The organism is uncultured Pelagibacterium sp. (assembly GCF_963972885.1).
GTDB classification, from domain to species: domain Bacteria; phylum Pseudomonadota; class Alphaproteobacteria; order Rhizobiales; family Devosiaceae; genus Pelagibacterium; species Pelagibacterium nitratireducens.
Genome location: NZ_CAXAXY010000017.1, coordinates 1 through 23,542, shown reverse-complemented (window position 1 = coordinate 23,542; position 23,542 = coordinate 1). Strand labels below are relative to the sequence as shown.

Annotated in this window: 20 protein-coding genes and 1 pseudogene; 6 read left to right on the top strand and 15 right to left on the bottom strand. The window is 61.2% G+C overall.

Annotated features, from left to right (window positions below; translation table 11 throughout):
• The 3 genes from tsaE to ahcY form a co-directional block, all read right to left on the bottom strand.
• The gene (tsaE, locus tag AACZ55_RS04955) at positions 1-471 is read right to left on the bottom strand and encodes a tRNA (adenosine(37)-N6)-threonylcarbamoyltransferase complex ATPase subunit type 1 TsaE (RefSeq protein ID WP_339643744.1); all 471 of its coding nucleotides are present in this window, start codon (positions 469-471) and stop codon (positions 1-3) included.
• Between the two features lie 4 nt (positions 472-475).
• Positions 476-2,911, bottom strand: coding sequence for a HAMP domain-containing sensor histidine kinase (locus AACZ55_RS04950; RefSeq protein ID WP_339643741.1), 2,436 nt, complete (start codon positions 2,909-2,911; stop codon positions 476-478).
• A gap of 357 nt (positions 2,912-3,268) precedes the next feature.
• Positions 3,269-4,669, bottom strand: coding sequence for an adenosylhomocysteinase (gene ahcY, locus AACZ55_RS04945; RefSeq protein ID WP_338608241.1), 1,401 nt, complete (start codon positions 4,667-4,669; stop codon positions 3,269-3,271).
• A 731-nt stretch (positions 4,670-5,400) separates the two neighbouring features.
• Between ahcY and AACZ55_RS04940 the strand changes: the two genes are divergently transcribed.
• Entirely contained in the window at positions 5,401-5,766 is a 366-nt protein-coding gene (locus AACZ55_RS04940) for a hypothetical protein (RefSeq protein ID WP_339643738.1), read from the top strand.
• Between the two features lie 27 nt (positions 5,767-5,793).
• Here AACZ55_RS04940 and AACZ55_RS04935 read toward each other — a convergent pair whose 3' ends face one another.
• The 6 genes from AACZ55_RS04935 to AACZ55_RS04910 all read right to left on the bottom strand — a co-directional run bounded on the left by AACZ55_RS04935 (position 5,794) and on the right by AACZ55_RS04910 (position 10,182).
• Positions 5,794-6,321 (bottom strand): DUF2937 family protein, encoded by a 528-nt coding sequence (locus tag AACZ55_RS04935; RefSeq protein WP_339643735.1) that lies wholly within the window; start codon positions 6,319-6,321, stop codon positions 5,794-5,796.
• Between the two features lie 37 nt (positions 6,322-6,358).
• On the bottom strand, positions 6,359-6,676 hold the full coding sequence (locus AACZ55_RS04930; protein ID WP_014132637.1) for an HPr family phosphocarrier protein: 318 nt from the start codon (positions 6,674-6,676) through the stop codon (positions 6,359-6,361).
• A complete protein-coding gene (locus AACZ55_RS04925) occupies positions 6,673-7,071 on the bottom strand; it encodes a PTS sugar transporter subunit IIA (RefSeq protein WP_338608239.1) in 399 nt (132 codons plus the stop codon). The genes AACZ55_RS04930 and AACZ55_RS04925 overlap by 4 nt, the downstream gene beginning before the upstream one ends.
• A gap of 112 nt (positions 7,072-7,183) precedes the next feature.
• On the bottom strand, positions 7,184-7,645 hold the full coding sequence (locus AACZ55_RS04920; RefSeq protein WP_338608238.1) for a hypothetical protein: 462 nt from the start codon (positions 7,643-7,645) through the stop codon (positions 7,184-7,186).
• Positions 7,642-9,429, bottom strand: coding sequence for a sensor histidine kinase (locus AACZ55_RS04915; RefSeq protein WP_338608237.1), 1,788 nt, complete (start codon positions 9,427-9,429; stop codon positions 7,642-7,644). The genes AACZ55_RS04920 and AACZ55_RS04915 overlap by 4 nt, the downstream gene beginning before the upstream one ends.
• Before the next feature lie 36 nt (positions 9,430-9,465).
• The gene (locus AACZ55_RS04910) at positions 9,466-10,182 is read right to left on the bottom strand and encodes a response regulator transcription factor (RefSeq protein ID WP_338608236.1); all 717 of its coding nucleotides are present in this window, start codon (positions 10,180-10,182) and stop codon (positions 9,466-9,468) included.
• 340 nt (positions 10,183-10,522) lie between these two features.
• On the opposite strand from AACZ55_RS04910, the gene AACZ55_RS04905 reads away from it, so the two are divergent.
• Positions 10,523-12,118, top strand: a complete 1,596-nt coding sequence (locus tag AACZ55_RS04905) for a phosphoenolpyruvate carboxykinase (RefSeq protein WP_339643730.1) — start codon at positions 10,523-10,525, stop codon at positions 12,116-12,118.
• Between the two features lie 252 nt (positions 12,119-12,370).
• On the opposite strand, the gene AACZ55_RS04900 is transcribed toward AACZ55_RS04905, so the two are convergent.
• The 4 genes from AACZ55_RS04900 to AACZ55_RS04885 all read right to left on the bottom strand — a co-directional run bounded on the left by AACZ55_RS04900 (position 12,371) and on the right by AACZ55_RS04885 (position 17,618).
• Complete coding sequence (locus tag AACZ55_RS04900) at positions 12,371-12,913, bottom strand: cell wall hydrolase (protein ID WP_338610763.1); 543 nt, start codon at positions 12,911-12,913, stop codon at positions 12,371-12,373.
• A gap of 497 nt (positions 12,914-13,410) precedes the next feature.
• Entirely contained in the window at positions 13,411-14,298 is an 888-nt protein-coding gene (locus tag AACZ55_RS04895; RefSeq protein ID WP_339643727.1) for a cation diffusion facilitator family transporter, read from the bottom strand.
• Positions 14,299-14,464: 166 nt separating this feature from the next.
• Positions 14,465-15,181 carry an HAD family phosphatase gene (locus AACZ55_RS04890; RefSeq protein WP_339643724.1) on the bottom strand — a complete coding sequence of 239 codons (717 nt, stop codon included), beginning with the start codon at positions 15,179-15,181 and terminating at the stop codon, positions 14,465-14,467.
• 88 nt (positions 15,182-15,269) lie between these two features.
• Entirely contained in the window at positions 15,270-17,618 is a 2,349-nt protein-coding gene (locus AACZ55_RS04885; protein WP_339643721.1) for a mechanosensitive ion channel domain-containing protein, read from the bottom strand.
• Between the two features lie 182 nt (positions 17,619-17,800).
• On the opposite strand from AACZ55_RS04885, the gene AACZ55_RS04880 reads away from it, so the two are divergent.
• Positions 17,801-18,607, top strand: coding sequence for a DUF72 domain-containing protein (locus tag AACZ55_RS04880; protein ID WP_339643718.1), 807 nt, complete (start codon positions 17,801-17,803; stop codon positions 18,605-18,607).
• A gap of 16 nt (positions 18,608-18,623) precedes the next feature.
• On the opposite strand, the gene AACZ55_RS04875 is transcribed toward AACZ55_RS04880, so the two are convergent.
• Complete coding sequence (locus tag AACZ55_RS04875; RefSeq protein WP_339643715.1) at positions 18,624-19,883, bottom strand: Hsp70 family protein; 1,260 nt, start codon at positions 19,881-19,883, stop codon at positions 18,624-18,626.
• A 472-nt stretch (positions 19,884-20,355) separates the two neighbouring features.
• On the opposite strand from AACZ55_RS04875, the gene AACZ55_RS04870 reads away from it, so the two are divergent.
• The 3 genes from AACZ55_RS04870 to AACZ55_RS04860 all read left to right on the top strand — a co-directional run bounded on the left by AACZ55_RS04870 (position 20,356) and on the right by AACZ55_RS04860 (position 23,294).
• Positions 20,356-21,045 carry a hypothetical protein gene (locus AACZ55_RS04870; RefSeq protein WP_339643712.1) on the top strand — a complete coding sequence of 230 codons (690 nt, stop codon included), beginning with the start codon at positions 20,356-20,358 and terminating at the stop codon, positions 21,043-21,045.
• 10 nt (positions 21,046-21,055) lie between these two features.
• The gene (locus AACZ55_RS04865) at positions 21,056-21,967 is read left to right on the top strand and encodes a hypothetical protein (RefSeq protein WP_339643709.1); all 912 of its coding nucleotides are present in this window, start codon (positions 21,056-21,058) and stop codon (positions 21,965-21,967) included.
• Between the two features lie 649 nt (positions 21,968-22,616).
• Positions 22,617-23,294 (top strand): class I SAM-dependent methyltransferase, encoded by a 678-nt coding sequence (locus AACZ55_RS04860; protein WP_339643706.1) that lies wholly within the window; start codon positions 22,617-22,619, stop codon positions 23,292-23,294.
• On the opposite strand, the pseudogene AACZ55_RS04855 reads toward AACZ55_RS04860, so the two are convergent.
• Positions 23,242-23,542: pseudogene (locus tag AACZ55_RS04855) on the bottom strand (hypothetical protein); the annotation flags it as partial. The gene AACZ55_RS04860 and the pseudogene AACZ55_RS04855 sit on opposite strands and share 53 nt — an antisense overlap.

Sequence of the window (23,542 nt, the reverse complement as noted above, 5' to 3'; positions counted from 1 at the left end):
CTATTGTGTCTCCTCGACCCGCCACGGCGCAAGCGCATCGGCCAGCCCCTTAGGTTCGCGGCCTCTTGCGATAACGCTCAACACGCGCCCGTTGCCCGCAGCCCCCATGCCGATGGCAATCCCCAGCCCCGGCCGCCGCATAAGCGAGGGCGCGCGCTCGGGCCATTCGACAAGCACGATGTCGTTCTCGTCCTCGATCAACCCCAACTCGTCGATTTCCGATTCATCGGCCAGCCGGTAAAGATCGGCATGGACGATGCCACGATAAGGTTGGACGATGGCGAAAGTGGGCGAGGGGACTTCGAGGTTGGGTTCATTGAGCCGCGCCCTGATGATGGCCCGCGCCAGCGCCGTCTTCCCCGCCCCCAGATCGCCCTCGAGCGTTACGATATCGCCCGCGCGAAGATGGCCGGCAATCGCCGCCCCGATGGCGTCGGTTGCTGCCGCATCGGGCGCGAACAGCGCGATCATGACCCTATTCGCCCGCGTTCTGGGCCAGCGCGGTGTTGGACGGGATGATCACCGTCACCCGCGTGCCGCGCGGCTGGCGGCCCTCGATCAGAACCGAGCCGCCATGCAGATTGACGAAGGTCTTGACGATCGCCAGTCCCAGCCCGGCGCCCCGCTGGCGCCCCTCGACCGATTGCCCCTCGAAGCGCTGGAACATCGCGTTGCGCACATCCTCGGGTATGCCCACCCCGTCGTCCTCGACCGCAAAGGCGATCCGCTCATGTCCCCGCGCCGAGACCTTGAGCCGCACCTGCGACCCGGGATCGGAAAACCGCGCCGCGTTGGACAAGAGATTGTAAAGCACCTGCACGATCCGCGTGCCATCGGCGACGAATGTCGGCAGATCGTCCTCGATCTCGACCGCCAGATCGACTTTTTCGTCCCCGCCCGAAAACGTCGCATCGAGCCCGGCCCGCGCCTTTTCGATCAGCGTGGAAATGTCGAGCATTTCGGGATTGAGCTGGGCAATTCCCGCATCCACGGTCGCCAGGTCCAGAATGTTGTCGATCAGCAGCCCCAGATTGGCGCTCGAAGACCGGATATAATCGGTATAGGCGCGCTGCCTGTCGGTCAGCGGCCCCACTTCGCCCGAGGCCAGAAGATCGGCAAAGCCGATGATATTGGTCAGCGGCGAGCGCAACTCGTAGGAAACGTTCTGAACGAAGGTATCTTTCAACCGATCCGCCGCGATCAGCGCCTCGTTGCGTTCCTTGAGCACCCGCTCGTAATTGGCGCTTTCCGAAACATCGACGAAGGTCATCATGGTCTGCCCGTCGGGCAGCCGCACCACCGCATAATCGAGCAACCGCCCGTCGGCGCGGGTGATCCGCCCCTTGGTGTCGGATCGGGTCGGGTTGAGATCGATGATCCGCTGTTTCAAATCCCCCCAGATGCGCCGCCCGTCCTCGGGGAACGCTTCGGCGCAGACCCTTGCGACCTCGTCGATATGGGGATGGTTGCCCAGCGTGTTCATGGGCAGCTTCCACAGCATCGAGAGCCGCGGGTTGTGCAGTTTGAGCCGCCCGTTGGTGCCAAACACCGCAACGCCCTCGGTCAGCGCATTGAGCGTTTCGCGCTGCACATGCATCAGCGCATTGTGCCGTGTTTCCAGCGCCAGCCGTTCGGTCATGTCTTCAAAGACATAGATCACCCCGCCCGTGCCTGTCGCGGGGGCGGCGATCACATTGGCGCAGCGCCCGTCGGGCAGATACCAGGGCACCTCGCGCGGCGCGGTCAGCGCATAGCTCATCAAATGCTTGCCGCGCCAGTCGCGATAATCGGTCTCCGCCGGCAGCGCCCCTTGCGTGCGCAATTTGTCCAGGATCGCCTTTTCATTGGGTTCTGTGTTGAGCCAGCCCGTGTCCAGTCCCCAGAAATTGGCGTAAGCGGTGTTGTAATGGGTCAGTTGCTGGCGCTTGTCGAACACGGCAATGGGCGTCGCCAACGCATCGATCACCGTGGTCAGATGCCCCAGATCGGGCTCGGGATCCTCGGTCTCGGCCGGCTTGGCCCGCGCCACGGGCAAGTAGCAATAGCCCGCGCTGCCGCCCGAAAGCGGAAACAGCACAAGTTCGAGCCCCCCGGCAATGGCGTGCTCCTCGGTAAAGGCAATCGTATCGGCCGCATCCTCGATGGCCTTCAAATGCCGCTCGCGTGTTGCCACGTCGAAAATGTCGGGCGCCGTGCCGCGCTCGCCCTTGAGCCCCAGCGTGCGGGTAAAATGAAGATAGGCCGCATTTGTGTAGATCAGCAGCCCGTCCTTGTCGCGCAACCAGGCCGGGATGGTCAGGTTCGCAAGGATCGCCTGCGCTTCGCCCGGAGAGGGCAGGCGGGTCAGATCCGCACCCTTGAGCGGGGGTTCCACATTGGCGCCCGAGGGCCGCAGCCGCACGACCGCCGCGCCGCCCACCAGTCGCCCTGTGGCCCGGATGATCCGCCCGTCGCGCGCGGTCACCGATGTTTCGAAAACCCGCCCCTCGATCCGCAGATCGGTCAGCCGTCCCGCCAGCGCACGCGCCGCTTCGTCTTCGAGCCATGAGCGGAATTCGAGCACCGCATGGGGCCGGTTTTCCCCCGGCAAGAGCGCCGTGATCGGCCCGATCACCGAAGGCTCGATCCCCGTGTCGCGCCAGATGATGGTGACTTCGGGCATCCCGGCCAAAAGCCCCTCGAATTCATCGAGCGCGGCGCGCATCGCGCCCAGCTTTTCGCTGGCATCGAGCTGTGCCACTTCCGCCTCGCGCCGCCATTTGAGCGCCAAAAGCGTTGCGACCAGCCCGAACCCGGCGGCGCCCAGCGCCATCGTGTAGGGGGCGGCGCCCGATATGGCGGTGGCTGCAAAGGGAGCGGCAAGGGCCGGGGAGGCGGCAAAAAGAGCTGCGCCCGCAACGCCAATGGCCATGAATCCCGTAAATTTCCGGAATCCTGCCGGCTGCATTCCTGATGCCCTCTTGCTCAATGATTTGCCTTGACTGCCCCTGAGGTGGCCGGAAAGCCCCCCGAATCAGTTAACCATAACCGCGCCGCGAATCGCGAAAAAGAGTCAAACTGACGGCCCGTGGATAACTTAGGGCTTGCACAGTCCCGAGCAGCCTTTCTGATCCTGATTTGTTCCTCAAAAGGTTAACAAAAGGGGCGCCGAAGCGCCCCAGATCCGTTCATAAAGGTTAACGCGCCGGCCCTCAAACCCTCTGCCGTCATCCCGGCCCTGAGCCGGGATCTAGTAACCGGCAGCGTCAAGGGTTTCGGCTGCAGTGCCTCAATAGCGGTAGTGATCGGCCTTGAACGGCCCGGTTGCCGGCACCCCGATATAATCGGCCTGCGCCGCCGACAGCGTCGTCAGCTTGGCCCCCAGCTTTGCCAGATGCAGGCTCGCGACCTTCTCGTCGAGATGCTTGGGCAGCACATAGACCTGGTTTTCGTAGTCCTCGCCCTTGGTCCACAATTCGATCTGGGCCAGCGTCTGGTTGGAAAACGATGCGCTCATCACAAACGAGGGGTGCCCGGTCGCATTGCCCAGATTCACCAGCCGCCCTTCGGACAAAAGGATCATCTTCTTGTCGCCGGGAAACTCGACGATATCGACCTGCGGCTTGACGTTGGTCCATTTCAGGTTGCGCAACGCGGCAACCTGGATCTCGTTGTCGAAATGCCCGATATTGCAAACGATCGCCATGTTCTTGACCCGGCGCATATGCTCGATGGTCAGAACATCCTTGTTGCCGGTCGCGGTCACAACGATATCGGCGCGTTCAATCGCGTCTTCGAGCGTCACCACCTCATAGCCGTCCATGGCCGCCTGCAGCGCGCAGATCGGGTCCACTTCGGTCACCAGCACGCGCGCCCCGGCGCCGCGCAGGGATTCGGCCGAACCCTTGCCCACATCGCCATAACCGCAAACAATCGCCACCTTGCCCGCCATCATCACGTCGGTGCCCCGGCGGATGGCGTCCACAAGGGATTCCCGGCAGCCATATTTGTTGTCGAATTTCGATTTCGTCACGCTGTCGTTGACGTTGATGGCCGGGAAGGGCAGGTCGCCCTTTTCCTGCAGCTGGTAAAGCCGCATCACGCCGGTCGTGGTTTCTTCGGAAACGCCTTTGATCGATGCGCGGCATTTGGAATAAAAGCCCGGCTCTTTCGCCAGCCGCGCCTTGATGACCCGGAAAAGCTCTTCTTCTTCCTCGTTGGAAGGATTGGCCAGAACCGAAGGATCGGTCTCGGCGCGCGCGCCGATTAGCACCAGCATGGTTGCGTCCCCGCCATCGTCGAGGATCATGTTGGCGACCTCGCCATTGCCCCAATCGAGAATGCGGTCGGCAAAGTCCCAGTATTCGGCCAGCGTTTCGCCCTTGTGGGCAAACACCGGAATGCCCGCCTCGGCAATCGCGGCGGCCGCATGGTCCTGGGTCGAAAAGATGTTGCACGACGCCCAGCGCACGTCTGCGCCCAGGGCGACGAGCGTTTCGATCAGCACCGCTGTCTGGATGGTCATATGGAGCGATCCGGCAATGCGCGCCCCCTTTAGGGGCTGGCTGGCGGCATATTCGGCCCTTATGGCCATCAGGCCCGGCATTTCGATCTCGGCCATCTCGATTTCCTTGCGGCCATAGGGGGCCAGCGAGATGTCCTTGACGGCGTAATTGGATGCGGCGCTCATCGGCCCGATCTCCACGTCTGATAACTGAAAAAAGCGTGGGCCGCTTATACAAGACAGAGGGCCGCTCCCGCAACCGGGATATAAAGAAAGTTTTATATCCCTCGAAGGAGACCCTTGGTCTCATCGAGATCTACCTCAGACGCTCACTGAGGCGCTGATATATGCTTGCGAGGTTGAAAAGCGCGACATAATCTACGGAAAGAAATGAACATTTGCAGGATACGAGACGGAATGAGTCTAAATACGATTACCCATCCTATCTTGTACTCCGCGATGACGACGCTCGCTTACAATGTTAATATGAAATATTATAGCGGTCGCCACTATATGTGGTGCACGCCTTATTTTGGGTCTGACTTCTTGTCCCCGCATTTTACTGTTCCGCCGAGCTCGTCGCCTTTAGAAATATATCAGACGATAAAGAAGGAGATTGATGGGGCCGACTTACACGGCACCAAGATTAAACTTAATAAAATGGGAATTCGGCGGGGCGCAGATATAATGGCAAGTCGTGGACAGATCACTGATGATCAGAAGCGCGAAATTCATACGATCTGCAAAATGGCCCCTCCTCAACAGTTCCGGCCCTTGCTATGTGTAATCTCAAGGGTTGAAGCTGTTCCTTATTATCAAAAAGTCGAGGTCAAGGATCGCGCTAATCCTCTGTCTCATGAATATATCGTGGCCGACCTACCGCAATCGGCGTTTGACGTAATAAGGATCGGATAGAAATGATCATTGCGAAGGCAATCGAGGGAAAATCTCGGGAAGATGCTAGGTCCTGCCTCTATTATACAGCACGTTATATTAAGCAGGCGGAGAATTTTGATAGATATGAGAAAGATATCTTCGAGGACGAGGAGCACAACCTCCCGTCCGCTCTGGTGCATGAAATGACCCTGCAGCTAATCAAGGCGATTGAAGAGAAAGAGGGTACATCCGCGGCGCAGTTTGATGATGAAACCGTTATTCGGCTGCTCGATGAGATTACGTCAATAGAAGCGAGTCTTTCTCCTGAGTTGTCTGACGCGGAGATCGAGCGCGGGGCGCTTCTCGCTGCTGAAATGCTTCCTCCAAAGGGCTTTCTGGTAGACTGAGCAATGTTGCTATGGAGGGTGGGGCCACTACATCCGCTCGGCCCGGCTGATCCTGACCCGGCTCCGCCGCCTGCGGAACGGTGCGCCGAGCAGGCTGGCCAGCACCCAGAAAACCACGAACCCCAAAGCCAGCCCGAAAATCACATAGGCCAGCCCCGCAATCGTCAGCGGCACGGCCGGCTCGAAATCCTCGAGTGCGGCTGCGCCCACTTCGGTGTCGAAATACTGCGCGATCTCGAAAAGCTGGGTTCCGGCCGGCGCCTGGCGCAGATCGGCCAATTGGGTGGAAAGCCGTTCGTGGCGGTTGAACACCGTTTCCATGGAAATCCCGCGTTCGGTCAGAAACCCGTCGGCGCTGGCCTGATAGCGCTCCAGCCCCTCTTGCCGGGTGAGCCCGAACCGGGCGGCGTCGGCATCGAACTGCGCGATGATCGCCGTCAATTCATCGACGGCACCGGCAAGGCGCTGGGTGTATTGCTGGGAATATTCCGGGGCTTGGGACAGTGTTATGCCGCCGAGCGCGGCACCGATCAGGCAGACAATGCGCTTGAGCATCTTTTGGGGCGTCCTTTCGCCGGCGCTGAAAGTACCCTCAGGCCCCCGGTTCGCCGTCCTGGTCCTCGTCGAACCCGCAACTGACCAACTCGGTCAGCGCTTCGACGGCCTCGCGAGCCTGATTGCCCGTCGCCTGGACCAAAATCGTCGATCCCGGCCCCGCCGCAAGCATCATGAGCCCCATGATCGAGGTCCCGCCCACGGTCACGCCATCGCGGGTCACACTGACCTGCGCGTCGAAATGATCGGCCGTGCGCACGAAACGCGCCGAAGCGCGCGCATGCAGGCCGCGCTTGTTGCAGATGGTCAGCCGCTGGCAGACGGCTTTGCCCGGCTCGGTAACGGTTGTGCTCATTTTCCTAAGACGTCGTTGGCGACGTTAATGTATTTACGCCCGGCCTCCGCTGCAAGGCGCACCGCGTCGCGCATTGCCATTTCAGGCCGGATACGCGCCAGCTTGACCAGCATGGGCAGGTTCAGCCCCGCGAGCACCTCGATATCGCGATCCTGCATCACCGAAATGGCCAGGTTGGAGGGCGTGCCGCCGAACATGTCGGTCAGGATCACAACCCCATCCCCGCTATCGACCGATTCCACCGCGGCAATGATGTCCTGCCGCCGGCCTTCCATATCGTCTTCCGGACCGATGGAGACCGAAGCGATGCCGTCTTGGGGCCCCACGACGTGTTCGAGTGCCGATCGGAATTCCTCGGCAAGCCTGCCATGGGTCACGAGGACCAAGCCCATCATGATCGCTTCGCTACCTTTTTCTGTCCGCGCAACCGGGGCGGAGTCTTGATCGGGACGGTAAAGGTTTCAAGTCTTTTCGGCCCGCCATCCCGCGAAATCGGACCCGACATGCCTATATGGCGCCAAGCGCTCTTAATGCAGCATGAACTAAAAACCGCTGGTGCAGCCCGTCGATCCGCCCGCGCCGCGGAACCGGGCAGCGCGGCACCCAGATGCCTTCGATTTTGGTGGTCAGCGCCGATTCCTCGAGCAGGCGCTCTTCGTCTTCGACAAGGTCGACGACCAGATGGACATGGGCCTTCTTGGCAAAAGGCAGCGTGATGATACCGCGCCCGCGCAATTCGATCATGCCCTCGATGGTCTCGGGCGCTTCCATGATCAGCCCGTCCTCATCGCTCGACAGCACCACCCGGTCATCGGAAATCAGCAGCGCCGTTTCCCCCCGTAGCCGTGCCTGTTCGAGCAGATCGAGCGCCAGAAGCGATTTGCCGGCCCCCGAAACTCCGGTGAGAAGGATGCCGTGATGGCCGATCAGGATGCCGGTGCCGTGGGCGTTGTGCTTTTGTGCGCTCAAGTTTTCGCTCTGGGTAGGGTGAGGGTAAACACCGCTCCAGTTGCATTGCTTTGGTTGCCTGCGTCAAGCGTGCCCTGATGGGCCTGCGCGATCTGGCGGGAAATCGACAGCCCCAGCCCCGAATGGTCGCCAAAGCTCTCGGCTTCGGGCCGGTCGGTGTAAAAGCGCTGGAACACTTTTTCCGTGTCGCCCAGCCCCGGCCCCTGGTCCTCCACCCGGGCAATCACGCTCTCGGCCCTGGTCGAAATCCTCACCGTCACCGTGCCCCCGTCGGGCGAAAACGAGACGGCGTTGTCGATCAGATTGGTAAAGACCTGCGCCAGCCGCGTATCGTGACCCTTGACCAGCGGCCCATATTTGCTGTCCTCGATTTCGAGCACCACCGACACATCGCGGCTGGCCGCCAGATCGGCCTGGATCGAAACGATGGCTTCTGCCAGTTCGCCCAGATTGACGATTTCGGTGTTTTCGCGCGCCAGTTCCGCATCGACGCGGCTGGCGTTGGAGATGTCGGAAATCAGCCGGTCGAGACGGCGCACGTCGTGCTGGATGATGTCGGCGAGCCGCTTGCGGTCCTTTTCGGTCCTGGCCAGCGGCAGGGTTTCCACGGCGCTGCGCAACGAGGTCAGCGGGTTTTTGAGCTCATGGGCCACATCGGCCGCGAACCGCTCGATGGCTTCTATGCGGTTGTAAAGCGCGTTGGTCATGGCCCGCAGCGACCCCGAAAGGTGCCCGATTTCGTCGGACCGGTCGGTATAATCGGGTATTTCCGCCCGCGCCTTCATCGAGCTTTGCACCCGCTCGGCCGCCGCCGAAAGCCGCCGCATCGGCCCGGCGATCGTGCCCGCCATCAGCGCCGAAAGCGTGCCCGTCACCAGCGCCGCCACCAGCGCCAGCCGCAGGATCGACCAGCGCTCCTGGGCCACGATGGCGTCGATTTCCCCGGGGCTCGTCGACAAAAGCAACGCGCCCACCACCGAGCGCTGGCGCTGTACGGGCACCGCAACCGACACCACCAACTGCCCGCGCTCATCGACCCGCACGATATCGGCGGGCGAACCGCTGAGCGCCGAAGCCACTTCGGGGTAGCGCAGCCCCTCATGGGCCGGATAATCCTGATAGACCGGATAGTCTCCACCGCGCAAAAGCCGGCTGAACCAGTTCCAGACGGCAAAAAAGAACGGCTGGGACTGTGCGCTCTCCTCCGTGCTCGAAGAGCGCAGGATTTCCCCGCTGGCATAGATATTGTTCGAATCGAGGATCATCAGCCCGTCCCGGTCGTAGATCCGGGCCCGCGTGCGGGTTGGGGTCACGAGGTTGCGCAAAAGCGGGGCGACCCGCTCGGGACTGATGGGAAATTCCAGTGCCGGATCGAACAGTGTGTAGGAGGAGGGGAAATCCCCCATGTAGAGCTCGAGCAGCCGGTCGGGATTGACGGTGATGGAATCGGAATCCGCGGTGGCCGACGCCGCGACCGCCGCCGAAATGATCTCCCCCTGCACCCGCAGCGCGGAAACGCGCACGTCGATCAGCCCGGCCCGGAAGGTGTTGAGATACATGATCCCCGCCACCAGAACGGCCAGCGCTGCAAGGTTGAGGATCACGATCCGCCGGGTGAGGGAGGAAAAGAACGTGAAGTTGATCAGATGCCCCAATCCGCGGAAAAATGCGAACAGCGGGCGCATGAACGGCTGGCGGGCCGCCTGGCGTTCCCGGGCGGCCTTGGCCTTTTCCTCTCCCTTCGAAGGGGGAGCCGATCCTGAAATGGTCTCGCCTGCGTCCAACTGGAGCGCCTTCAAACAAATGCCCAAGGCATTGTTTTATTGCTCCTTGAAGCGGTAGCCCACCCCATAGAGCGTTTCGATCATGTCAAAACTGTCGTCGGTGCTCTTGAACTTCTTGCGCAGCCGCTTGATGTGGCTGTCGATGGTCCGGTCGTCGACATAGACCTGGTCGTCATAGGCCGCGTCCATGAGCGCATTGCGGCTCTTGACCACGCCCGGCCGCTGGGCCAGCGCCAGAAGGATCAGAAACTCGGTCACCGTCAGCGTCACCCGCTGACCCTTCCAGGTGCAGGTATGGCGCTCCTGGTCCATGACCAGCGAGCCGCGTTCGAGCGAGGTCTTGGGCGCGCCCTCCTCGCCATTGATCACCGTCGATCCCGCTTCCTTGGGCGCGGCGGCGCGGCGCAGCACGGCCTTGACGCGCTCGACCAGAAGGCGCTGGGAAAACGGCTTGGTGATGAAATCGTCGGCGCCCATCTTGAGCCCGAACAATTCGTCGATCTCCTCGTCCTTGGAGGTGAGAAAGATCACCGGCACGTCCGATTTCTGCCGCAGCCTGCGCAACAGTTCCATGCCATCCATGCGCGGCATCTTGATGTCGAGAATGGCGAGATCGGGCCGCTCCGAGGTCAACCCGTCAAGTCCTGACGCGCCATCGGTATAGGTGGCGACCTGATAACCTTCGGCTTCCAGCGTCATCGAGACCGACGTCAAAATATTGCGGTCGTCATCGACAAGAGCGATCTTGGGCATGAATTTCCCTTTATCTGTTGCGAGCGCCCGGCAGGTAAGAAGGCCCCCGGCACTTTGCAATGTCGCCTGAATGAACTCTTTATGCTGACTTTTGCCGTGCACAATACGCGTAAATTATGGCAAGACCAACGCCTGCCGCGCGCACCGGTTCCGCCCTGCGCGGCTTTGTCCCGCCGCCGCCGGCCCTCATTGCGCCGCCCCAACACGCAAAGGGCCGCGCGGGCCAGGGACGCAAAGCCCCTCTAGACGAACGTCTTACGACCCATTGCCAGATGGAAGCGGGGACGGGTGCGGCCCTAAGGTAGCGCTCGATATATCATAGCATTAATGAGTGCCCCAGATGACCACGACGTGCCAGAGCCTTGCCAGATCCGTCGCCGCAAACGCCGCTTCGGTCCGGTTCAACGACACCGCACCGATCCTTGTTGAAACCGCCATTGCCAACAGGCAGGGGCGGCTCAGCGCCGACGGCGCCTTTGTCGCCGATACGGGCAGGTTCACCGGCCGTTCCCCGTCCGACAAATTCATCGTGCGCGACGATTTGACCGACAATCTTGTGTGGTGGGACAACACCGCGGCGCTCGATCCGGCCCAGTTCGAAACCCTGCTCGCCGATTTCACCGCATCGCTTAAGGGCGCCGATCTGTTCGGCCAGCAGCTTTTCGCCGGCGCCGATCTCAAGCACCAGCTCAATGTCGAGGTGCTCACCCCTTCGGTCTGGCATGCGCTCTTCATCCGCAATCTCTTGATCCGGCCGGCCCGCGCCGGGCTCGATGGGTTCGCGCCCGATGTGACCATCCTGCACAATCCCGCCTTCAAGGCCGATCCGGCCCGCCACGGCACCCGCTCCGAAACGGTGATCGCGCTCGATCTCAAGCGCAACATCGTCGTGATCGGCGGCACGGCCTATGCCGGCGAAATCAAGAAATCGGTGTTTTCGCTGTTCAATTTCCATGCGCCCTCGGATGGCGTTCTGCCCATGCACTGCTCGGCCAACACCGGCAAAGGGGGCGATACGGCCCTGTTCTTCGGTCTCTCGGGCACCGGCAAGACCACGCTCTCGACCGATCCCGAACGCATCCTGATCGGCGATGACGAGCATGGCTGGTCCAACGATGGCGTCTTCAATCTCGAAGGCGGGTGCTACGCCAAAACCATCAATCTCTCGCCCAGGGCCGAGCCGGAAATCTTTGCCGCCACAAAGCGCTTCGGCACCGTGCTCGAAAACGTCGTGCTCGACGAAAACAGCCGCGAGCCCGATTTCGACGACGGCTCGAAAACCGAAAACACCCGCGCCGCGTACCCGCTTTATGTGCTCGACAATGTCTCGCGCACCGGCACCGGCCCCACGCCGACCAATGTCGTGCTTTTGACCGCCGATGCCTTCGGCGTCCTGCCCCCCATTGCAAGGCTTTCGCCCGAACAGGCCATCTATCATTTCCTCTCGGGCTACACCGCCAAGGTGGCCGGCACCGAGCGCGGCGTCACCGAACCCCAGGCCACGTTCTCGGCCTGTTTCGGCGCCCCGTTCATGAGCCTGCACCCAACGGTCTATGGCCGCATGCTCAAAAAGCGCATCCGTGAGAGCCTTGCCGAATGCTGGCTGATCAACACCGGCTGGACCGGCGGCGCTTTTGGCGTTGGCAAGCGCATTTCCATCAAGGACACCCGCCGCCTGCTCAACGCGGCGCTCTCGGGCGAATTGATCAATGTGCCCGCCCGCATCGATCCGGTGTTCGGCTTTGCCGTACCCCTTGCCGTCGAGGGTGTGGATTCAAAGCTGCTCACCCCGCGCGAAACCTGGCAGGACAAGGCCGCCTATGACCGCCAGTCGGCCAGGCTTGTCGGGTTGTTCGAAGCCAATTTCGAAAAATTTGCCGCCGCCGACGCCCAGATCGCCGAAGCCGGCCCCCGCCTCGCGGTGGCTGCCGAATAAGGCTTCAAGACACCCGCAGTCTCACAGTGAGGAAGGCCCGCGCCGGATACGTCCGGTGCGGGTTTTCTTTTGTGCAAGCTCTATACGTGCCAAAGTCTCCACCCTGTCACCCCGGCCTTGAGCCGCGGTCCAGTACACTCAGCGCGTGAGACAGAATCGCCGGCGCTGCCGGCTACTGGATCCCGGGTCTTCGCCCGGGATGACGCGGAGTTGGGATACCAGCGTCAGCGCGCGCCCGCACCTCGCCATCAATCAGTAAAAGATGTGGTTCCCGATCGCGGCGACCTGCGTATAGGCCGAGGCCCAGGAGGGCGAAACCGTGGTTGTGTGGAAATGCATGGCGGTGGTCAGCCCATCCTCGGGGCGCCCGCCTTCAAGCGATTTGCGATAGGCGATCATCGCCATGATGTTGGACTGAACCCAGCTTTCCCGGTCGATGATGTTGCCATGCCCGCCATCGTCGGGGCGCCCGTCGCAGGCAAAGGAAAACTGGCAGCGATTGACCATATGCGCGTTCTGGAACACCACGCCGCATACGGTGTCGGGATAGGTGCGGCTGTCGACGCGATTGAGGATCACCGAGGCCACGGCCCATTGTCCCCGGTCGGGTTCGCCGCGCGATTCATGATAGATGGCCTGGGCAAGGCAGTGAATTTCCGAGGCGGCGACCTGCTTGCGCTCGGCGGTGCTCACATAGCCTTCGGAAACGTAGTCGCTGAGCAGATCGGCGGTCAGAACCGCCTCTTGCCCATACGCCGGAAAAAGGCTCACGAGACCGAGAACGGCCCCTGTCACCCACTTCAAGATGGCGTGTCTGCCCCGCGCCAAATGCCCCGCCATGTGTCCCCTTGTCCGGTTCGGCACCTCACAGTGATGCCGTTATCTCGTTGCCCTGACCTTTAACCCGATCCAGCCATTAACGCGATGTTAAGCTTAATCAATGGTTAATTTGTATCGTGTTTGGCTCGTATTGCAAAGAGCCCTAAACAAGGGGACTGAACGGGGAGTGCTTCAAGCCCGTTGGATTTTAGGCAAATTCGCTTGGCCGAACGTCACCGCTTTTCCCGGAGACCGCCCTGGCCTGAAGCGGCATTGGAGGATCGTGGTCCTCATATTAACCGCCGTCATCCCGGGCGAAGACCCGGGATCCAGTAACCGGCGGCGCTGGCGGTACTGTCTCAAGCGCCGAGTGTACCAGACCCCGGCTCGGGGGCCGGGGTGACAGGGGATCGGTCAGCAAGGCGTGGCCGGAAGCGCAGCTTCCTCCCGTTTGCAGCCAGCTCTCACCTGAATCACAACACGACTATTCCCGAATGCTTGGCCTTGTGCTCGGGCTCGACGTGGATGGTGATGATGGCGCCGGAATCGCGATCCTGCAGCGCCATTTCGATCCTGTCGCAGATGTCGTGCGCGTCCTTGACGCTCATGGCGGCCGGCACCACCAGATGGAAGTCGATGAACACCGCCTTGCCCGCCTCGCGCGCCCGCACGTCATGGGCCTCGATGGCCCCCTCGGCATTGTCGGCGATGGTCTGGCGAATGGCGTCGAGCCGCTCTGTTCCCACCGAAATATCCATCAGCCCGCCCACGCTGGCCGCCAGAAGCCTTGATCCCGACCACAAGATGTTGAGCCCGACAAGCACGGCCAGCGCCGCATCGAGCATGGGCTGACCGGTTACGACCACAAGCACCAGCCCCGCGGCCACGCCCAGCGAGGAAAACACGTCCGTCCACAGATGATGCCCGTCCGCTTCGAGCGCCGGAGATTGCAATCTGCGCCCCTGGCGCACCAGGACCACGCTCCACACCCAGTTGATCGCCGTCGCCACCATGGAAATGGCAATGCCCTCGAACGGCGCGTCGAGCGGGGAGGGGGCCGAAAACCCCTGCCAGGCCTGATAAAAGATCAAGAGCGCCGCAACGACGATGAATACGCCCTCCAGCACCGCCGAAAAATACTCGGCCTTGTAATAGCCGAACGGCATCTTGGAATCGGCGGGCCGGGCCGCCAGTTGCACGGCGATCAGCGCCGCCACCGCCGTCGCCAGATTGACGATCGATTCCAGGGCATCCGAGAGCAGAGCCACCGATCCGGTAATCTGCGCCGCCCACAATTTCAGCGCCAGAACGCCGAGAGCGACAATGATACTGCCGATGGCGAGTTTGAGGACCTGGGTCATGGCGGACATCCGGGTGGTGGGGAGCGCGGTTGGCAATGCCCCTGGCGCGTGTCCGGCAAAAGTGGAACCGGTTTTGCGGTTCGGACACGCGACAAACAAGGGCTTAGAGCCAAGGATTTGATTCAATCAAATCCTGAACGGCTCTAGCTCAACCTGAGCGTCGTGTCTATCCCCTTGATTTTACTTGCAAATGCTCTTGCAACCCATTTGCAGACCGCGGTGCGGAGACCAGATGCTCATGAGCATGGGCCATGCTTTCGAGCACCGCCACGCACAGCGCCGCGATATCGTCGGACGGCGCAACCAGATCGGGCACCATCACGGTGCGCATTCCTGCCGCATGGGCCGCCCTGACCCCGGAAACCGAATCCTCGAACGCCACGCAATGGACCGGATCGACGTTCAGCCGCCGCGCCGCCGTCAGATACGGCTCGGGATGGGGTTTTGGATTGATGACGTCGTCGCGGGTGACGATGGTATCGAAAAACCCGATAACACCCGCCGCTTCGAGATGGCCCAGCGCGTGATTGGCCCGCGAGGATGTCGCCACCGCCAGCGGAATATCGAGTTCGCGCAGCGCCGTGACCAGTTCCACGGCGCCCGGCTTGACCGGCACGGCATCGGCCATGCGGATCTTCATGGAGGCCCGGCATTTGTCGTCGAACATTTCATAGGGGAAATGGGTGCCGAAACTGTCCACCAGCAGCGCCGCGGTCGCTTCGTGCGACGAGCCGACCATCCGTCCATGTACGAGATCGGTCATTTCAAACCCCATCTCCGTGCACACTTCATAGACGATGACCTTGAACACCGCTTCGGTATCGAGCAGCGTTCCGTCCATATCGAAAATGACGGCGTCGAAGGGATGGGCGAGTGGGGACATGTCAGGCTTTTGGCTTCTTTCCGAAAGCATAGCCCCCTAACACGATCATCACGGCGATAAAAGTAGTCATCATGGTCTCCTTGTGCCCTCAGGTCTCGTCTTCGGGCCCTTCGTCCACATCGGGCATGTCCTTGCCCGCGATTTCGGTTTCGCCCTTGCGTTGCCGCCGGCGCCTGGGCTTGGCCTCCAGCGTTCGAGTCGGCGCGTCCGGGGTGTCCCCGCCCGCAGCGTCGTCCTCGCGCACCATATGCATGGGCGGGGCCTTGCCGTCCTTGCCCACCCCGAAATAGAGCGTCTGGTGGGGGAAGGGGATTTCGATGTCGCGCTCGTCGAAAATGCGTTTGACGATGGCATTGTAGGCCCGCTTGATGCCCCATTGCTTGCCGGGCAGCGTCTTGATGCGGGCCCGCAGCACCACTTCGCTCGCCCCGAACGCATTGACGCCCATCCATTCGAAATCGTCGATGATCGCGCTCTGGTGTTCGGGATCGGCCCGCAATTGCTCGAACGCCTCGAGCATGGCCTGCCGGGCCTCCTCGACATTTTCGCGATAGCCCACCCCCATGTCGATGACGGCATAGGAAAAGCCGCGCATGAAATTGGTGACCGTATCGACCGAGGAAAACGGGATGATGTGAAAGGAGCCCTCGAGGTCGCGCAGCGAGACCGAGCGGATGGTCAGCCGCTCGACCACCCCCGAAATCCCGGCCAACGACACCACGTCCCCCACATCGATCGCCCCTTCGAGCTGGATGAAGATGCCGGTGATGATGTCCTGGACAAGTTTTTGCGCCCCGAACCCGATGGCCAGGCCCAGAACACCGGCCGAGGCCAGCAGCGGGGCGATATTGATGCCGATTTCAGACAGCACGAACATCAGCGTGATGACGATCAGCGCGATGGTCAGCGCATTGCGCAACAGCGCGAACAGCGTCCGCTTGCGCGCCGTGGCGCCCGGAGCGAGGTCCGGATTGACCTGGCTGTCCATCCAGGTGTTGAGCCCCACCCAGGCAAGGATCGCAACGCCGAGGATGACAAGGATCGTCACCGCCGATCCGGCCACCCGCGCCCCGAACTCGCTTTCGACGAAATCGACGAAGTTGAAGAACCCCAGTTTGTGCAGGCAGAACACCAGTATGGCGCCAATCACGATGAACCGCACCACCTTGAGCACGGCGGGCACGATCTTGTGCAACTGGCGCTGCAACTCGGGCGAGCGCTGGCGCAGGCGTTCGGGCAGGTTGAACCCGTTGCGGGCGCTGCGCTTGATGAGATTGAGGATCACCACCCCGATCATGATGGCGATCACCACCTGCACATTGTCCCACACATAGGCCTGAAACTGGACGCTGGTGCGCGTGAGAGCGATCACCGCCAGAACGGCGAGGTAGATCAGCGCAAAGACGTGCCAGTTGCGGATCGGCAGGCCCAGCCCGCGCTGCGCCTCCCTGGTCTCGATCATCGCCATCAGCTTTTGCTTGACCGGCTGGCGCGCCACCAGCACGGCCACCGCCATGGCAATCAGCGTCAGCAGCAGGAGAACGACCGAGATGGCCCGCCCCGCCGCAAACGAAACGCTTGCGGTGATCAGCGGCAGCACCATCATCTGCCCGAAGACAAACAGCGAGATGATGAAACGCGACCACCCCATCACCGATTTCGCTTCGCTGTCGGACAAATGCACAAGCCGCTGCTCGGGCAGGTTTGGCGACACGATACTCAAGATGATCGCCATGACGATCTCGACCATCACGAACGCGTTGAGATAGAGCGCGTGCTCGAGCTGGATCACCCCGGCCTCGCCCAGAAGGGCCGCCGCGATGCCATAGCCCACCGCATAGGGAATGGCCGCGGCCAGCACGTCGAGAATGAATTCGAGCACCAGCGCCACCGGCTTGGCGACCCAGCCCCCTGAATCGAACACCGCCCGCAACCGCTCGCGCGGAACGCGCACGATGCGCCGCATCAAAAACAGCCCGCCATAGGTCACAACCACCAGAATGGCGACATTGGCCAGAATGGCGCCCAGCGCGTTGAGCTCGGAGATCGAGAGCGCCGAAAAGATTTCCGGCGTCGCGGCCAGTTGCCGCCCCAGCTGGCCCAGCGAGGCCATTGTACTGTCCACCGCCGACCGCGTCACCTCCGAAATCTGCGCGCCGATCGAGCGCAACTCATCGCCCTCGCCGCTTGCCGCCGGTTCCTCGGCCGTGCCCTCGGTCTGCGCGCTGCCCTCAAGCCCCGCTTCAAGCTCGGCGATCAACGCATCGCGCGCCGCATCGTCGCGCAGCACCTCGATCAACTGGCTCAGCGCCTGTTGCGGGTCTTCGCTCGCGGCATCGCCGCTTTCCGATTGCGCCATGGCTGGCACGGCCAGCCCGGCGCAAACAACGAGTATGGCGAAAAACTGAAAAAGGCGGGAGAGGATGGAAAGCGGCATGGACCTGCAGATGGGCTGATGAAATATGCGCCGCAGGCTACCCGCCTTGGCGCTCCGATTGAACCCCCCGCCGCCCATTCGGTTGCCCCCGGGCGCAGATTTTTTCCTCCCGTGGGCAAATCCGGGCTGTCGCCAAACCGGCGCAATGATAATGTCGCCGCCAACACCGGATGGAGGCGATAATGGCAATGGGCAGGATTTTCATCGGCGTGGGCGGCTGGACCTTCGAGCCCTGGCGCGGCACCTATTACCCGCAAAAACTCACGCAAAAGCGCGAGCTCGAACACATGGGCACAACCATGACCGGGGTCGAGGTCAACGGCACCTTCTACGGCTCCCAAAAGCCCGAAAGCTTCAGAAAATGGCACGACGAAGTGCCGGCCGATTTCATGTTCACATTGAAGGGCACCCGCTACGCCACCAACAAGAAGGTGCTGGCCGACGCCTCCGAATCGGTTCTCCGCTTCACTTCCTCGGGCATCGTTGAACTCAAAGACAAGCTCGGCCCCATCAACTGGCAGCTCGCCGCCACCAAGAAATTCGATCCCGCCGATTTCGCGGCCTTCCTCAAACTCCTCCCCGCCACCCAGGACAACAAAACCCTCCGCCACGCCCTCGAAGCCCGCCATGAAAGCTTTGCCAACGCCGAAGCCGTCGCCCTGGCCCGCGAGAACGGCGTGGCGCTGATTACCGGCGCCGACGCCCAATATTCCGTCATCGCCGACCCCACCGCCGATTTCGTCTATCTGCGCCTCCAGGGCACCTCCGAGGACAACGAAAAAGGCTATTCGGAAAAAGACCTCGACGCCTGGGCCGACCGCATCGTGACCTACGCCAAAGGCGGCGTCCCTGCCGATCTCCCCAGCTTTGCCCCCGCCCCCGCCGAAACCCCCCGCGACGTCTTCGCCTTCGTCATTTCCGGTTTTAAGGAAAAAAACCCCGCCGCCGCCATGGCGCTGATCGAAAGGGTCAAAAAGCTGGCGAGCTGACCCCGCTCAGCACCGCTCACGCAAACCGCCGCGCCGCGTCCACCGCCAGCCCCAGCCCCACGGCCCCGAACCGGTCCGATTGGGCGATCCGCGCATGGGCAAAGCGCGCATCGACCAGCGCCCGCACCTGCCGCACCTGCGCGCCGCCCCCGGTCAGGATCACCGTTTCGATCGCCGAAGCGCTCACCCCCGCTGCAGCCAGCGCATCGTCGAGCGCCGCCCCGATCTTGCCGGTCAGCCCCGCGCTCGCCGCCTCGAACTCGGCCCGCGTTGTGGGAATGGCCAGCGACAGCCCCGGCTCTTCGAGCGTGATGGCGACCATCGGCGTATCGGTCAAAGCGATCTTTGCCGCCTCCACCTGCCCGGCCAGCCGGTGTCCCGAGCGGTGGGCGAGAAGGTGCCGAAACCGCTCGAGCTTGTCCGGTTCGGCCGCCTCGCGCTGCAATTCGCGCATGTCGCGCAAGATTTCGGGGCGATAGAGCTGGTTGATCCTGTGCCAGGTCGCCATATCGTGAAAATACCAGCGCGGCATCTCCCGCTTGCCATCGCGCGTTAAGGTGCCCAGCCCCATTTCGGGCATCACCTTGAAAATGTTGAGCTGCCGGTCGAAATCGGTCCCGCCCACATGCACGCCCGTCGTGCTCAAAATGTCGCGCCGCCGGTCGGTGCTGGCCCGGCGTTGCGGCGAAAGTTTCAGCACCGAAAAATCCGATGTGCCGCCCCCGATATCGACAACCAGCGCCAGCGCTTCGGCCTCCAGCGTGCGCTCGAAATGCAGCGCCGCCGCCACCGGCTCGAACTGAAATTCGACATGGGAAAATCCAACGCTGCGCGCCGCCGCTTCCAGCTGGTTTTGCGCCGTCCTGTCGGCGCCTTGGTCCCCGTCGACGAAATAAACCGGCCGCCCCAAAACCACATGCTCGGGCATCGCCCCGGTGTGCGCGGTCAGCCTGTCGCGCAAATGGCTCAAAAACCGCCCGATCAACCCCTCAAACCCGATCCGCTCGCGCCCGATCTGGGTCGTCTCCTCCATCAGGGCCGTCCCCAGCACCGATTTGAGCGCCCGCATGAACCGCCCCTCGGCCCCGTCCATATATTCATGCACCGCCGACCGCCCGAAATGGGTGCTCTGATCCTCGAAACTGAAAAACAGCGCCGAAGGCAACGTCACCGCGTCCCCCTCGACCGGAATCAACACCGGCGCGCCATCGGGGCCCACGACCCCGATGGTGGAATTGGTGGTGCCGAAATCGACCCCACAATAAAGCGATGCCATGAGAAAACCCGACCCAAACCACCCCCGCCCGCAAACCCGCGCCGCCGAGGCAAAAACAAAAAGGGGCGCCGATCTAGCCTATCCGCCCGGCCGTGGCAACTGTGGGGGTGGGAGCAGCGCTTCCCGATCGTGATCCTGGCCCCGAGTCCGGAACCAGTACCCGGTCGCGCCAATATCAGGTGACCAGCGGAACGGCGGCGGAGTTGGAAAAGCGGCCATTCAAGTGGTCGCTGCCCTTCGACAAGCCCGATCTCTCGTCGTTCGCTCAATACTCGTGAGCTCCCAGCCCGCAACTACTGCGCGTGTCAATTTAAGTCCGACTATGCATGGCCGGGTTTACGGCTTGAACTGGCGGCGCTGAAATGTCATGAGCAATATGAAGAATGGTCGTTGTATGCTCACTTCGGGCTTGGCTCGCCTATGTGCGTTAGTCAAACGGCAGGATGCTGAAGTGAGCATTTGGGGGAAGTAAATGGCTGGAAAGAAGAAAGGGGACTCACCGGTGTGGGATTCTTCGTCGCTCACCGATGCTATTGTGGAGATTCTACGTGAAGCTGACGGCGCGCCAATTTATCTCTCTCAAATTGGCGGGAAGCTAGCTCGCAAGCTGGGTGAACCGGTCAAGGAGATAACAGAGGGAAAGCGTCTCAGCGAGATCATCCGAGAGCACCTCGCGGAGCAGGTTACCTTTACGGGAAGCGGAGCAACTCTAGCGGTCGGGCTCAACAGCATTGAACTGTCCAAGCCACAAGCTATTCGGTTCGATAAAGTGTTTTGGACAGCCTTCTCCAAACCCATTCGTGAAGGCTTCAGACGGTTCATACAAACGGATAGCCCTTATAACTTCGTAGATGTTCAAGGCGAGCAGCAGGAAACCTCGAAGGGAATTGAGATTGAGCCTGCATTTGTTCCCGACTCGCATCTCCCCAAAAATATTCGAGATGAAGAGATATCGAATTCGATCAACCAGTGGTGTATCGAGAATGGACTAAAGCCGATCGATTTTGCGCGCAGCGAGGCCGGTAGCCGAAAGGCGGGGGCCCCTTCCGGCAAAGATAGTTCCGGCATCAGAGCTCTGCGGAATCTCATAGACGAGATACCAGCGAACGAGCGACACGGATATTCGTTACCGCTCGACCTACTAGGGCGCCTTTTGTCGTAGAAGGTGGTAGATGCGGTACGCGATCGTATTGGCTGGCATTCCAGGAACAATCGTAAATGGAGTGCTTGCAGATCTCAGGAAGCGATATCCTGATAATTACGTATTTAGAGGCACCGGTGCTCGTCTTAGATCATCCAAGGGCATGCTTTACCGCCGATCGGATGTTGATGATGCTCTGAACGCGGCGTTAGATGCCGTATTTGGTACGACTAAACGGCCCAATGGTTTTTGCCAGAACGCTTCCCGTGGGTGCGGTTTAGCTCATGGAAAGGGGGTGAGCTGTCGCAAAACCAACGGCCACTCGTGCACCTTAACCAAGCCTGATTTTCTAATACTAATCCACCAAAATGGTCAGTGTGTCAGTGATCTTCTGAATCGCTTTCACCACTCCGCACTGGCTATGGGACTATCGATATCCACCTATAACAATAGGAATAAAACGGTCGCAGAAATTCTTGCGAAGATTGAAGATGCACGGCTTTCTCTTGGAATTTTGCGTGAGACAATGAGCTCGTATCGGTCCCCGCTTTTTCTGCCGCCTATCAACTACAATGCGCGGCCGCTGATGGACCTTCTCAGAAACGCCGCCACTGAGTTCAATAAAGGCGACGTTACCCAGTTTAAGCGCACGAACTTCTCACGCTCCCGTAATGCTTACATTTCGCCGAAGGGCTTACGTTTTCAGCCTGCGGAGGCGTCAGGCGGCAGGCATGGTAGTTCAGATGCATATTCTGACCCCGCCATAGCATTGACTAGGTTCTATCGGCTGGGCTGTCCCTATGCTGACGACTTTCATTTCGATCTCACCAGAGAAGGCAACGGGAAGAAGCTTTCAGACGTAACGATCACATGCCGCCAACGAGGCCAATTCCAGCCCAAGAGCGAGCGCATCAACATGCTAGTGGACGATTGCATCAGGTAGGAATGATAGAAGGCCTCCCGCGTTTTCGCAGAGAGGCCTTCTGGGCATTCATATGAGAGCGTTTAAATGGCGATATCAGAAGCGTGGCTTCTGTGCGCTTTCATCCTTGAATCTTTGGTACCATTCGAAACAAGAACTACAGTAAAGGCGTCCCGTACCAGCGTACTCTCGGAAAGGGCTCTTATCAGAGATAGGCCCACTTCACGCTGGGACGTTAAGCCCGCTTCGCCTGAACGTACGTAAATAGCAGAAATATTCCCGTGTCAACTGGTTCCGATATCGTCTCTCGGCAAATTGGGCGTAAAGCGGTAGACGGTTACTAATTCATAAGTGCAATCATTCGCTCCGAGCGTAGCGATAAAAGAACCGCGAGAAGGAAAGACGCAAGCGCTGGCCCCAGAGGGACTAAAACGGATCAAAGAACGTATGAACAGGCGGTGGCTTTGGGCGCGATGATCACACGTCGCATGGTCTAGATCGACGCGCCAACCTGTCAATAGGTTGGCGCAACAGTGCGTCTGCTTTCAGGCAACGGTGATGAACGTTGTAACGACCGAAATGGGGTCGCAAGTTCACGCCAAGCCGCTGGTCATGTCGGAATCGCCTGCCCACTTTGACACCCCCACCAAACCGCCACACATAAAGTTACATGAAAACCCCCAACCCCACAGCCTCCGCTTTCGGCGCCGGCCACGCCAGCACTTATGCCGCCGGTACGCCGCGCAAGGTGCCCGGATTCGATGGTCTGCACGCCATGACGTCCCAGCTTCTGGCCGAGCGCGTGCGGGGGAATGGGAAAATCCTGGTGCTTGGGGCCGGTGGCGGACTCGAGCTCAAATCGCTGGCCGAAAAACATCCCGGCTGGACTTTTGACGGCGTCGATCCCTCAGCCGATATGCTCGCGGCGGCCAAAGAGACCATCGGCCCCCACGCCGCCCGCATCCGCCTCCATCACGGATATATCGCGGACGCCCCCGATGGCCCCTTCGATGGCGCGGTGTGCCTTTTGACGTTCCATTTCATCGCGCGCGAACACCGGCTCGAAACGCTCCGCCACATCCGCCGCCGCCTTGCCCCCGGCGCGCCCTTTGTCCTCGCCCATATCAGCTTTGCCCAGACCGAGCCCGAACGCAGCCAATCGATCGCCCGCCACATCGCCTTCGGCGGCGGCGATCCACAAAACCAGGCCGCCCGCACCGCCATCGCCACAAACCTCACCATCCTCGCCCCCGAGGAGGAAGAAGCGATGCTCAAAGAGGCCGGATTTACCGATATTACCCTGTTCTACGCCGGCCTGAGCTTCCGCGGCTGGGTGTGCTACGCCTGATCTCCGCCACCTTGCGCGCCGCCTGATCCGCACCAAACGCCCGCCCGAACCGGTTGCCCAGAAACGCATCAAGCTCGATCTCTTCCTGCGCCACGAACCCCTGTTGCGCCAGATCGCCCGCCGCCAGCATGTCGAGCACCGTCAGGATGCCCGCCGCCGTCGTGATCTGGATGGCCGAGCGTTCCCTGGTGCCCACATGGCCCGAAAGCACGGTGCGCTCGAAAATCTCATGTGCCGTCTTGCCGTCT